At 52.8% G+C, this 12979-nt stretch carries 11 protein-coding genes; 2 read left to right on the top strand and 9 right to left on the bottom strand.

Features of this window, described 5'->3' with window-relative positions:
* The first annotated feature begins 3 nt into the window (after positions 1–3).
* The gene (locus DFP95_RS21755; protein WP_147304204.1) at positions 4–1578 is read left to right on the top strand and encodes an MDR family MFS transporter; all 1575 of its coding nucleotides are present in this window, start codon (positions 4–6) and stop codon (positions 1576–1578) included.
* Between the two features lie 419 nt (positions 1579–1997).
* Positions 1998–2300, top strand: coding sequence for a hypothetical protein (locus DFP95_RS21750; protein WP_115994803.1), 303 nt, complete (start codon positions 1998–2000; stop codon positions 2298–2300).
* Positions 2301–2523: 223 nt separating this feature from the next.
* On the opposite strand, the gene DFP95_RS21745 is transcribed toward DFP95_RS21750, so the two are convergent.
* From DFP95_RS21745 to DFP95_RS21710, 9 genes are all read right to left on the bottom strand, one after another.
* Positions 2524–4299: an ABC transporter ATP-binding protein gene (locus DFP95_RS21745; protein ID WP_115994802.1), complete on the bottom strand. Its 1776-nt coding sequence runs from the start codon at positions 4297–4299 to the stop codon at positions 2524–2526.
* Complete coding sequence (locus DFP95_RS21740) at positions 4292–6061, bottom strand: ABC transporter ATP-binding protein (protein WP_115994801.1); 1770 nt, start codon at positions 6059–6061, stop codon at positions 4292–4294. Before DFP95_RS21740 ends, DFP95_RS21745 begins: the two co-directional genes overlap by 8 nt.
* Positions 6062–6367: 306 nt before the next feature.
* Positions 6368–7360, bottom strand: coding sequence for a lipoate--protein ligase (lplA, locus tag DFP95_RS21735; RefSeq protein WP_115994800.1), 993 nt, complete (start codon positions 7358–7360; stop codon positions 6368–6370).
* A 681-nt stretch (positions 7361–8041) separates the two neighbouring features.
* Positions 8042–8365 (bottom strand): MATE family efflux transporter, encoded by a 324-nt coding sequence (locus DFP95_RS29730; protein WP_342768278.1) that lies wholly within the window; start codon positions 8363–8365, stop codon positions 8042–8044.
* On the bottom strand, positions 8251–9081 hold the full coding sequence (locus DFP95_RS21730; protein ID WP_342768276.1) for an MATE family efflux transporter: 831 nt from the start codon (positions 9079–9081) through the stop codon (positions 8251–8253). Before DFP95_RS21730 ends, DFP95_RS29730 begins: the two co-directional genes overlap by 115 nt.
* Positions 9082–9105: 24 nt before the next feature.
* The gene (locus DFP95_RS21725) at positions 9106–9930 is read right to left on the bottom strand and encodes a sugar phosphate isomerase/epimerase family protein (RefSeq protein ID WP_115994799.1); all 825 of its coding nucleotides are present in this window, start codon (positions 9928–9930) and stop codon (positions 9106–9108) included.
* Between the two features lie 19 nt (positions 9931–9949).
* Positions 9950–10882 carry a helix-turn-helix domain-containing protein gene (locus DFP95_RS21720; RefSeq protein WP_245987839.1) on the bottom strand — a complete coding sequence of 311 codons (933 nt, stop codon included), beginning with the start codon at positions 10880–10882 and terminating at the stop codon, positions 9950–9952.
* Between the two features lie 13 nt (positions 10883–10895).
* Positions 10896–11666: a sugar phosphate isomerase/epimerase family protein gene (locus DFP95_RS21715; protein WP_181907558.1), complete on the bottom strand. Its 771-nt coding sequence runs from the start codon at positions 11664–11666 to the stop codon at positions 10896–10898.
* Positions 11667–11702: 36 nt separating this feature from the next.
* Positions 11703–12827: a Gfo/Idh/MocA family protein gene (locus DFP95_RS21710; protein WP_115994797.1), complete on the bottom strand. Its 1125-nt coding sequence runs from the start codon at positions 12825–12827 to the stop codon at positions 11703–11705.
* Between the last annotated feature and the right edge of the window lie 152 nt (positions 12828–12979).

Here is a 12979-nt window from a genome sequence, read left to right as displayed (position 1 = left end):
GATTTGAATCCGGATGATGATCGTCGTACGAAATCGCAATTGAACTGGATGATGTCGGCGCTGCTTATCAGTATTTTTTTGACGCAAGTGGATCAGACGATCGTGTCGACGGCGTTGCCGACCATCGTTTCCGAGCTGGACGGCCTGAACCAAATGTCTTGGGTATTTACCGTCTACATGCTCGCTTCGACCGTGGTTATGCCCATCGCGGGCAAGCTATCGGATATTTTCGGAAGAAAAAGCTTCTACATGCTCGGATTGTTCTTGTTCATGGCGGGTTCGATATTATGCGGATTGGCCGACAACATGACGCAATTGATTCTTTTTCGGGGCATTCAAGGGCTAGGGGCAGGATTTATTATTCCGATTACGTTCACTCTCGTATTCACCATCATGCCGAAAGAAAAAGCGGGTAGATACCAAGCTTTTTATATGAGCGTATTCGCGTTGTCTTCGATCGTCGGACCCTCCTTGGGCGCGCTGATTACGGAGCATCTCGACTGGCGCTGGAATTTCTATATCAACATTCCGATCGGGCTCTATATTTTCGCGATATTGAGCAGACGATTGCATGACAACCGGGATAAGGCGACTCGGCCGTCCGTGGACGTCAAAGGAGCTTTGTTGCTTTCCTTGACCACGTTGTCGATATTGCTGGCTTTGAAAATGGGCGGGGAGCAGTTCGCTTGGCTTTCCGTGCCGATTATCGGTCTGATCGCGCTTGGAGCGGTTGGCCTGGCGTTGTTCCTTTTCGTGGAGAAGAGGGTCGCGGAGCCGATATTGCCTCCCGAATTATTCCGCAGCAAAGTTATATCGGGTACGTTAACGGCGACGTTCCTGCAAGGAATGATCATGTACGGGGCCTTGCTCTATATTCCGTTGTTCGTGCAGGGAAGCATGGGGGGCGATGTCGGCGATGCCGGCAATACTCTAACTCCGATGATGTTCTCCATGATGATCGGCGCGACGTTAAGCAACGTGCTTCTGAAGAGATGGACCTACCGAGCGGGTATTATCGCTTCTATGACGATGGCCGGATTAGGTATGCTGGGCATGTCTTATATGCCTCTCGACGTTAGCTTCTGGATAGTGGCGTTCGTAATGCTTCTGATGGGCATCGGGATAGGCATTTTAATGCCGTTAGCCCAAATGGCCGTCACATACAGCGCGGCGGATCGCATCAAGGGCATTGCGACTTCGACGGTCGGCTTCAGCCGCGCGGTCGGAGGGGTGTTCGGATCCGCGGTATTGGCGGCTATCGTGAATAACCGGTTGTCCGCGGCCGTTCAAGAGCACGCGGCGGAGTTCAACGTCCAAGGCGACGAGTTGGCCGGGCTGACCGATCCGCAGCTGCTGTTAAGCGCGGATTCCACGTTGTCCGCTGCAGCCACAGGCTTGTTCCGGCAAGCGTTGGGAGACTCGGTGCAGTTGGGATTTTGGTTCTTGGTCGTCGTCGCCGGTTTGGGAATCATCGCCGCATTGTGGACGGGAACGGCTCGCTTCGAGACGGACGTTCCATCGTCGCCGGTGAAGGATAACTCGAGCAATTCGGCAGCGATGCCGGGCATCGGACATTGACGCGGGGATGGGAATCGGCAAGCTGCGGAATCAAAAAACGGCAATTTCGGCATCCGAAGAAGCCGTCCGTCAAGGTTGTTTACGACCCTGACGGACGGCTTTTTGCAGCTTATTTGCCATGTGCCGGTAGCCTTGATCGACGGGAGGTGTATAATGGAGATAAGTTTCTTCATCGGAGAGGGTTTAACCGGACAAGCTTAATGTCGATTATTGGGTATTCTATAAATAGATGTACCCACTTTCGGCCTCGTCCAGCAATTGGAGCAGAAGCAAAGGTGTACTAATTGGCGAAAGATTAGTATGATAAGTAAGATGAGTAAGTCCGGTTAACGAACCTTTTCATTTTAAGACCCTTATACAGCAAGATTGAACACACACGGGGATAATTAAGGTTAAGAAGAAAAGGGGAAATTACGAAAGTGAACATTAAATTGAATTTTACCGCCAAAGGGAAAATCGCCATCGCGAATTTTTCGAACGAAGAATTAATCGAATTGTTTACCAGGTACTCGAACACGTTAACGAAGAAGTATGCCGTCGATATTTCCATACCGGTGACGATGAATGAGAATATTGTAAGCGACGGCGTCATCAAGCTTGTTCTGTCCAACGTGGAATGCGATATCGACGTTTTCTTCCGGGAACTGGGAAGAGATATCAAGGTTCCGTTGAAGAAACGGCTTGGCGTTGCGCTGGATAACGTGTTTAAGCTCGAACGGTAATGTTTGCTCGATCGCGAGACAAATTTTGAACCTTGATGACCGGTTACCACCTTGGTCAATCAAGGTTATTTGCTTTTAAAAGAAAGTCGGATCGCGAAGACGGACCGAATCAAATTTTCAAATAAAGAACAAGCAAAAAGCGCACTCCGGAGAATGCGCTTTTTGCTTTATTTAGCCTTTAAATACTCGTTCGTGGGTCTCGGGAGAGCGATAAGCTGGCTGGTCAAGCTTCCATCTTCTGAGCCGTGTGCAGCTTGTAATATCGGCCTTGCTTCGCAATCAGTTGGTCATGCGACCCGCTCTCGGCGACGCCCCGGTCCGCCACGTACAGAATCCGGTCGCAGTTTCTAACCGTAGACAGGCGGTGAGCGATAATGAACGAGGTTCTTCCCTTGAGCAACTCGTTGAGACCCTTCTGAAGCAGGCGCTCGGTCTGCGCGTCGATGGACGAAGTGGCTTCGTCCAGAATGAGGATGCGCGGGTCGGCGAGGAGCGTGCGGGCGAAAGAGATCAGTTGCCGCTGTCCTTGGGAGAGCTTCGAGCCTCGTTCGTTGACCTCCGTTAAGTAACCTTTCTCGAACTCGCGGATGAAGTCGTCGGCGCACACGGTTTTGGCGGCGGCGATAACTTCTTCCTCGGTGGCGTCGAGCTTGCCGTAGCGGATATTATCCAGGATAGTGCCGGAGAAGATGAAGCTATCCTGAAGCATGATGCCCATTTGACTGCGCAAGGACTTAAGCTTTACTTCCGAGATGTCGTGGCCATCGATGAGTATTTTACCGCCCGTAACGTTGTAGAAACGCGAGAGCAAGTTAACGACGGTCGTCTTGCCCGCGCCCGTCGGTCCGACGAGGGCGATGCTCTCGCCCGCCTTGACGTTGAAGGACAAGTTCTCCAGGATGTTGAGACCCGGATCGTAGGCGAAGGTCACGTCGTCGAAGGAGACGCTGCCTTGAATAGGCGGAAGCTCCCGCGCCTTGGGAACGTCGCTGACTGTTACCGGCTCATCGAGCGTTTCAAAGATACGTTCCAAATAGGCGACGGAGTTGACGAAGCTATTATAGATGTTCGAGAGGTTGAGAATCGGCTGCCAGAAACGGCTCGCGTAGCTGCTCATGGCGAGAATGACGCCGAAGGTCGCTTCTTCCGGACCCATGGCAAGCAATCCCACGAAGAAGATGGCCGTGGTGACCATCGTCGTCAGGTTATCGACCGAGAACGGGACGAGGAAGTTGAGATACATCGTCTTCATCCAAGCCGAGCGGTAGTTGACGGACAGGCGGGTGAAGATTCCTTCGTTGCGTTTTTCCCTCGTGAAAATCTGAGTGACGCGAATGCCGCTGATACTCTCCTGCAAGTAAGCGTTCAGGTTGGAGCTCTTATTGGATACCGCTTGCCACGCCCGGCGTTGCCTGGTCTTGATAAGCAGGATAACGGCGATGAAGACGGGCAGCCCCGCTAGAATGACAAGAGACAGCTTGACGTCGACGGCGAACATAAAAGCGGCGATGAACAGTAAGTTCAGAATCTCAAGGATAAAGTTAATGATGCCGTTAGATAGAACGTCGGATACGGAGTTGACGTAATTGACGACGCGGATGAGAATTTTGCCCTGCGGACGATCGTCGTAGTATTGGAACGGCAGCTCTTGCAGGTGCTTGAATAGATCGGTGCGGATTTCGAAGATGATATCCTGGCCGACGCGGGTCATGATGCGCGAACGGATCGTCGCCAGTATGACGCTGATGACGATGGTAGCTAGCGTGACCGCGGACCAGCCGACCAGCGATAACGTATCCTTCTCCGGAATGGTCACGTCGACGACGTGCTGCATAATGAGTGGCGCGGAGAGCGCGATGCCTGCCGAGAGGGCGCTCAGCACGAACGCGACGATCATCGGCGTTTTCTGCTTTTTAATGTAGACGATCGCGCGCCGGAAGTGCCGGATGTTGAACGGCGACTCCAGATTTTCGTCGATGTCGAATTTATTCCTAGCCAATTGCGTTCGCCTGCCTTCCGATGCCTTCTGTCTGCAGCATGAATACGTCGTAATAATAACCGCGCTTCGCCAAGAGCTCGGCGTGGCTGCCCGTTTCGATCACGCGGCCGTTCTCCAGAATAAGGATACGGTCGGCTTGCGAGGTCGTGGACACCCGCTGCGCGATAATGATTTTCGTACAATCGAACTCAAGCTCCCGCAGGCTTTTCTGGATATGCTCCTCGGTCTCGAGATCGACGGCGGAGGTGGTGTCGTCAAGGATAAGGATAGGAGGCTGCACGGCCATCGCTCTGGCTAGGGCGATGCGTTGCTTCTGCCCGCCGGACAAGCCGACGCCGCGTTCTCCGACGATGGTGTCGTAGCCGTCGGGGATTTTGCGGATGAAGCCGTGGGCCGCGGCGAGCCCGGCGAATTTAACGACGTCCTCCTCCGGCATTTCCGGATTGCCGTACGCAATGTTGCCGTCGATCGTATCGGAGAACAGCAGGACGTCCTGCGTCGCGACGCCGATATTCCCGCGCAGCTCGTCCAACTCCAGCTTGCGTACATCGGTACCGTCCACCAGCACCCGGCCTTTGGCCACGTCGTAGAATCGCGGAATCAGATTGATGAGCGTCGTTTTGCCCGCCCCCGTGGCCCCCATGATGGCGAGAGTTTCGCCGGGCTCGACCGAGAAGCTGATGTCCTGAAGAACCATGGCGTTATCGTATTTGAAGCTGACTTGATCGAATTGGATGCGGCCGCGATATCGCTTCTTCACGGCGGCCTTGTGCTCGTTGACGATATCGGGATGAGCGTAATACACTTCGATGACCTTGCTAAGGCTCGCGAAAAAACGTTGGATATCGTTAATAATGATACCGATGTTGCGCATCGGGTTGGACAAGCCCCATATCAAAGCGGAGAACGCGGAGAACTCACCGAAGGTGAGCCGGCCGTTCATGACGAGCACGCCGCCCGCAAGCATGAGGATGACGTTGAACGCTTGGGCCAACGTTTCGAGATAAGGAAAGTAATCCAGCCACACCATAGCCGCGGCTTTGTTGGCCTCGGAGTAATTGACGTTCTTGTCGGTGAACTTCTTGACCTCGTACTCCTCGCGCGCGAAAGCCTTAACGACGCGATTGCCCGCGATGTTTTCTTGGGTAGTGGTGTTGAGTTGGGACAGACGCTCCCGAAGGTCCATATACATCGGACGGACGCGCCTTGCGAAAATAAACGCCACGATAAAGATCGGAGGAGAAAGAAGGAGCAACCACAAAGTCAGCCCGACGTCGATGAAGAAAAAATAGACGACCGCCGCCGCGAAAACCGTGAGCGATTCGATAATCGTCTTGATAATCCACGCGATGGAGTGACGCACCATTTCGAGGTCGCCCGTCATCTTGGTCATGAGGTCTCCGGTGCGGTTATGGTCGTAATATTTCATGTCCTGGCCTTGGATTTTGTTGTACAGATAAACGCGGACGCGGAACAGCATGTTCTGCGACGCGCGTTCGTAGAGAATGGTCGTAAAATAGGCCAATCCCGTCCGCAGCAAGGAAAAGCCGATCATGCCCAAACAAAGGCCGATCAAGAGCGCCCTTTCGCTCGCCAGATTGCTCGACGCGTTTTCGCCCGCGATGAACGTATCGACGATGCGCTGGCCGATGTACGGGTTAACGATCGTAAGCGAGGAGCCGACGACCGAGAGCAATAACGCGATAATATACCGAATCCGGTCTCCTATTAAATTGTGCCATAACCATTTGAGCTGAAACATTCGATCACCGACTTCTGCGAGTTTATGAATTCCGAGTTTGCAAACTACGGAAATTATAACACGAGAAATTTTGAAAACTAGCGGCGATTTTGTTATAGAATGATGGAAAATTAAGTACCGGCAGAAAATTATACCGAACGTACCGGCAGGATCGAGCGCCGATAAAGCGTTTCTAGCCGATGTAGGCGCCGAGTATGCGTTCTCGAAGGATCGGATGGAGTGGCAAGAAAAAGACCTGAGTCTCCCCCGCAGCAATACCGTGAAGAGGAAACTGCCGGTCGTAATAAGCATTGATTCGGCGGTTAGTCAGAGCATAAGCTCCAGCCATTGCTCCTTCGTGACCGGACCGCAATAGTAAGCCAAGTCGATTCCGTCGAGGAGACGATTCAGCGAGGCAGCATCATAACGGACGCCTATGAACTTTTCGGCTAATTCGTCGCTGTCGCCTCTTCCGAAGAAATCGCCATATATCATAGCGTTGGCGATGACGCCTTCTTCGACCTGCAGTCTAACGTCGAAGGTTCCCGCGCCTTCGATTCGTTTCGTCTGACGTACGTTAAACGCGGGAGAACGGCCATAGTTCCAATCCCAGCTTCTGTAACGCTCGTCCGCCAATTTGCGAACGTTATCCCAATCCTGCTCGGATAGCTCGTAATACGGAATTTGGGCTTCGCCTTCGAATAAAGAGGAGAGCAGGCTCTGCCTGAATTGTTCTATAGTCATCGGCTCGGGTAAGAACTCCGTGATATTGGCGACCCTGCTGCGGATTGATTTAGTCGATTTGGAGACGAACTTCTCGGCGTTCGCCTTTAGAGCGGAGACGACGTGATCGATCTCCGAGTCGAATAGAAGCGTACCATGGCTGAACATTTTACCTTTGGTGGAGAATTGAGCGTTTCCGGATATTTTGCGTTCACCGACTTGAAGGTCGTTGCGTCCGGTCAATTCCGCCTCGACGCCTAAATTTCGCAAGGCGCGAACTACCGGCTCGGTAAATTTCTTGAAGTTGTGGAACGATCGGCCGTCGTCCTTCATGATGAAGCTGAAGTTCAAGTTGCCGAGGTCGTGGTAGACGGCTCCTCCGCCCGAAAGCCTGCGCACGACGTGAATGCCTTTTTCCTCGACGTACTCCGCATTGATTTCTTCGACGGTATTCTGGTTTTTCCCGATAATGATGGAGGGCTCGTTGATATAAAATAACAAGTAGTCCTCGTCGTCGGGAAGATTCCGCAATGCGTACTCCTCTAACGCTAGGTTAAGGGTGGGATCGGTGATGTTGCGGTTGCTTATGAAACGCATGGGCTGCACTCCTCCGGTATGTGAGGTGAATTGATGAAACATTATACCACACGCGTATTCTCCGCACGAACTCCTCAAATCGACTCAGAAGGGTACCATGTAGCAACCCAGTTACAACGCTGTACCAACCCATTAACAACGCTGCACCAACCAAATAGTAACCCCGTAGTAACCCTAGAGTAACTCTATCGCACATAAGCTCATCATTCCAAGGTAGCAACGAAATCATACTAACTCCGGTTCACCGAAGCAGAACGAGCCGAGTTAGTAACGAAAGCGGACTATTTCCGATCTCTGCGGTCGAATCGAAACGAGATAGTAACGAAATCGGACTATTTCCGATCTCTGCGGTCGAATCGAACCGAGATAGTAACGAAAGCGGACTATCTCCCCGTGCGAGGATAGCGGAATGAGAGTAATTAGCGAAGAAAGTTAGCTAAGTCCGTGCAAAGAGGCTGAGGATCGAAGAGTTAGCGAAGCAAGTTAGCTAAGTCCGAGCTAAGGAGCCAGAGTGGGAGGAGTTAGCGATGCAAGTTAGCTAAGTCCGTGCAAAGAAGCCAGAGTGCGACGAGTCGGCGAAGAAAGTTAGCTATCTCGTCGCCAACTCGTCGCCATCGCCACTCACCGTCAACTCGCGCAACCGACGTCATTCTCCTCAGGTTAGCACCCGAGGAGAATAAACTACATGGCGGCTTCCTTCCTGTCGCTTCGCTGGACGAGAGATTTGCTTTCCCATGCCCTGCTTCGCCAGCGTACGAACAGGATGATTCCTCTTAACCATTCGTCGACGATGAATGCCGTCCAGATTCCGACTAGCCCGTACCCCATGCGGATGCCAAGGAAATAAGTAAGCGGAAGGCTGAACAGCCAAGTGACGGAAATCGAGACGATCATCGGGAAACGCGCGTCGCCGGCCGCTTGCAGTGATTTTTCAATGATAATGTTAAAATTGCGTCCCGGTTCGAGCAAGAAGCTGAGCAGCAAAAGGGTTGCTCCGAGCTTAATGATTGCCCGATCATCCGTAAAGAGCTCGAGCAACAATGGACGAAATAACGCCATAAGATCGGCACGCCGGCCACTTTGCGCAACAGGAAGAAGTTGACGGTAAGTCCGATGCACTGACTGACCGCGGTGGAGATAGCGACTCCCGTCACACCAAGCTTTGGCACGCCGAACAATCCGTAAATAAACAAACAATTGCCGACGATGTTTATGACGTTCATGCCTATAGTGACCATCATCGTCTGACGCGTGTAGCCGTAAGATTGGATGATTGCCACTAGCGCGGTAAGCACGGCTTGGATGAACAAGGCTCCGCCGGCGATGTACAAGTAACTGCGGGCGAGACGGAAGAGGGAATCGTCGAGCCCGAATACATTCAATAATGGTCCGCTCAACGAGACGACCAGAACGCTGATCACGACCCCGAACAGAAAATTGACGCTGATCGAAGAAGCCGCCAACTGCCCGAGATCTCTTTCTTTTCTCGCGCCTAAATATTGAGAGACAACGACGGCCGAGCCGATCGCCACGAAATTGAAAATAAGCATAGCGAATTGGATGATTTGGTTGGCGACGCCGACCGCGGCGACCGCTTCGTCCGAAACACGGCTCAGCATGAACGTATCCGCGATGCGCATGAACATCTGCAGGCCGGATTCGATGAAGATCGGCCATGTGATGGCGAATAACGAGATGTTGCGAATCTTGCCGTTGTTCAAGTTGTGCTCCTTCTCGGTCGTCAGTTAAATGGCGTACGCGCTTTTGATTTTCGCTAGACCGTGGCTGGCGACCTCCAGGGCCGATTTTCCTCCGAAGTCGGGTACGAACAGTTCAAGAGACAAGTATCCTTCATAACCGCTGGAGGCCAACAAATTCGCGAATTCGGCGGAAGGAGCAATGCCGTCTCCGGGAAACACGCGCTCCGCGTCGCCAATCGAATCCTGCGCCGGACTAGTCGGATAATCGTTCGCGTGAACGATGCCTATTCGATGCCCGGGTACAAAGGCGAGATCGCCGAGCGAACTCCCTCCCGTGTACATATGGAACGGATCGAGCAACAATTTGACGTCAGGAACCCGACTCTGCATGGCGACATAGACTGCTTCGCTTAAACGGGAGAGCCTCTTGGCTCTGCCCCAGAATTCGAGGATCGGAGCTACGTTGTAGTCCCGGATATGCTCGTGCAACGTTGCGAACCTATTCGCAAGTTCGCTAAGAGTCGAGTTCTCTACATCTCCGAAGGGAGGAGCGGCGAACGATGGGCAGCCGATCTCTGAGAGAAGCGTAAGCTCCTGGTCAGCCTGTATTAAGGCTTGCGAGCGAACCTTTTCGTCTGAATCCGCCCAAGGGATGAAGGAGATGGCGTTGACGATCTCGATGCCAAGATCGGCGGCCCGACTCTTGACGTTTGCCGTCGATCCGCCAGTCTCCACGTAAGCTTGGAGATCCTTCATCCATATCTCTATTCCTTCATAGCCGGCCTCGGCGGCGATACTCATTTGTTGGAGGATATCCAATTCGAACGGAAATAAAGTAGAAGCATTAAGCGATGCGCGGAATGGAAACATGAGCGTAATCTCCTTTTCGTTATTGATCTCCGTAAAATAATTGATTGGCCGGATAGAGCGAATCCCCGTCGATGAAGGGAGCCAGATCCCCGTATCTGGGGTTGTAGTGCTTGGCTCGATATTCCGTCGCCGTTACGGCTTTCGTCGTCTTGAAGACGCGACAGAAGTAGTTTTCATCCGTGTAGCCTACCTCGTAGGCGATTTCCTTGATGCTTTTGTGCCCGTAGAGCAGAAGCTGACAGGCTCGATCGATGCGCCTTCTCACTATCGTCTCCTTCGGGGAAAGACCGAGATGGCGGGCGAATGATCGGGAAAGATGCTCCGGCGTCCATCCGACCTGCTTAGCTAGACCTTCGACGGTTAACGGAAACGCAAGGGACATATCGATAGCGTCCAGCGCTTGCAGCACCTGCGGAGGCAATCGCTTGGTTTCTCCGGCTAACGGCTCCTCGACGGAAAGGGAATGGATCTCCGATAGAAGAGCGAGAAGCAGCAAGCTACCTCGCTCTTGCAGCCGATCCGGATTCATGTGGGCGATGGCCATGATCTGTTTCATCATCGCGACAAGAAACTCCCCTTCGTACGGAATGACGGATGGCCCGTTCGGAAGCAAGACCGGAAGCGATGAGGCGGGAAATGCCAGTAGCCAGAAATGGATGAACAGGTGCCGAGTCGAATGCAACGGATCGTAACGATATCTGTGGAGCTCTCCGGGGCGCGTAATAATGAAACTAGGCTGGCTAAGCGCGATTTCGCGCTCGCCAACCCGATAGATCGTTCCGTTCCCTTCAGGGAAATAAAGTAGCTCGTAGTCCGGAATATCCCGCTCTCCGAGGGCCGTTCCCGCCTTCATTACGAAGTCGCCGAGAAGGCGGATGGATGGGAGGTGAATCGCCGAACGAATGGATGTTTTGCCGTCTTCGAAGCTGTCGTCCCGCATGTTATCCGGCATGGTTATGCTCCTCTTAAATCCGGTTGGCGGGTTTCTTGATCAAGTCCATGGCAGCCAAATTTCGGTAGCTGATCGCCAAGCTCTCGAACGGGTCGCGACGGCATAGATCCTGTTCCACGATGAGCCATTCCGTTCCGACCGAGGCCGCGGTGTCAGCGATCGCCTTGAAATCTAGAATCCCTTCGCCGATCTCCGCGAAAAACTGCTCCTCGCCGGCCTCCACGTCCTTAATGTGCAGCAAGGGACAGCGGTCTTTCAGCTTGCTTAAATATTCGGAAGGGTCCAGTCCGCCTTTGCGCACCCAATAAGTATCCAACTCCAGCTTTACCAACCGAGAGTCGGTTTCGCGAAGGATAATATCCAGCACGTATTCCTCGTCGAAACGTTCGAATTCCCAATCGTGATTGTGATAGAGGAACGTAGTGTTCGCGGCTCGGCATATTTCTCCGATCCGATTGAATTGCTCCGATTTGCGAAGCACGTCTTCCTTCGAATCGAAACGCATCGAGATCGTGATGTACTTGCCTCCGACTTGGTGCAGATAGTCAGTAAGACGATTATAATCGACGTCAAGATTGTCGAACGAGGCATGCGTTCCGATCACTTGCAGGTTAAGCCGATCCAGAATCTCCTTCTGACGGGCGATCGTCATTCCTTCGGGAGGCAATCCGAGCTCGATTCCTTGGAAACCGATGGCAGCTAGTTTCTCAAGCGTGCCAACGTAATCTTGGCTTATGGCGTCGCGAACGGTGTAGGGCTGGATGGCGATGGGAAATTGACTCATTTGGGAACACATCCTTTTCTCGAAATGCGATTGAGATTACACGATATCCGCAGCGTCAAGACGATTGTATTTCAATCCGATAGGGAGCGGAGCGGGACGATCGACATGGGATTCCACCGAGACGTGCCGACCTTCTTGCGAAGCTTCGAAAATGCTCAAGGAAATATCGAGCACGTGACGGGCAAGCTGTCCGCTCGCGCGATGAGGACGTCCGGCGCGAATGGCATAGGCCATATCCGCCAGTCCGATGGCTCTGCTATCTTCCGTGAAGCCGTGGGAGTATGGGATTTCTTTGGTCTCTCCGTTAGGGAATTGGATCATGATCCGACCTCCGAAGAAGTTCGGATCGGGCACGGTCAGGTTGCCTTCCGTACCGAAGATTTCCAGCCGGGGGAAGTAGCCGAAGCTTTCCTTCGCCGCTTGCAGGCTGGCGACGGCTCCGCTGTGGAAATCCAGTACGGCGGATACGTTGGTCGGCGCTTCGATCGCCACCTTGTCGCCGTATCGGGGCGATTTGGGATTGATGACCGTTATTTCTTGGTGCAGTTGCTGGGCCGTGCCGGTAACGCGCCGAACGGGTCCGAGCAGGAAGACCAGAGCGGTCAAGTAATAAGGAGCCATGTCCATGATCGGATCTCCGCCGAGCTTAAGGAAGTTCTGAAAATTCGGATGCATGCCGTTAGAAGAGTTACCCATGATAATCGTTCCGTTAGCGGAGTATGGCGTTCCGATCCAGCCTTCGTCGATCAGCTTGCGGCAAGTTTGCAGACCGGCACCCAAGAACGTGTCGGGTGCGCAACCGACGAGCAACCCCTTTGCATCCGCGAGATTAATGACCTCGTCGGCGTCTTCCCTTGTTAAAGCGAAAGGCTTCTCCGTATACACGTGTTTGCCGGCTTGCAAGGCTCTTATGTTGATGGCCGCATGCACGGCAGGTGCGGTCAGATTCAGGACGATCTCGATTTCGGGATCGTCCAGCAATTCGTCGACCGTTATCGCATTCGCGATTCCGAACTGCTCGGCGCGTTTGCGGGCAAGCTCGGGAACGACGTCCGCAACCGCTTTCACTTCCAAAATGCCGTCGAACGATTCCGTGGCGTTCTTCAAGTAGATTCCGCTGATTTGCCCCGTGCCGACGACTCCGACTTTTACCTTGCGCATAGGTGATCCCTCTCTTCCATAGATAGCATTGCTTGCTCTCATTATTGCTCAATTCAGCGTATACCTCAATGGAGAAAGCAACAGATCAACTGGACGAATCTGATATGTAAAATAACTCCTAAAATAATAACAGAGTGATTTTAACTTTATGG

The organism is Cohnella lupini (assembly GCF_003386205.1).
Lineage (GTDB): Bacteria > Bacillota > Bacilli > Paenibacillales > Paenibacillaceae > Cohnella > Cohnella lupini.
This window is presented reverse-complemented; position numbering and strand designations above follow the sequence as displayed.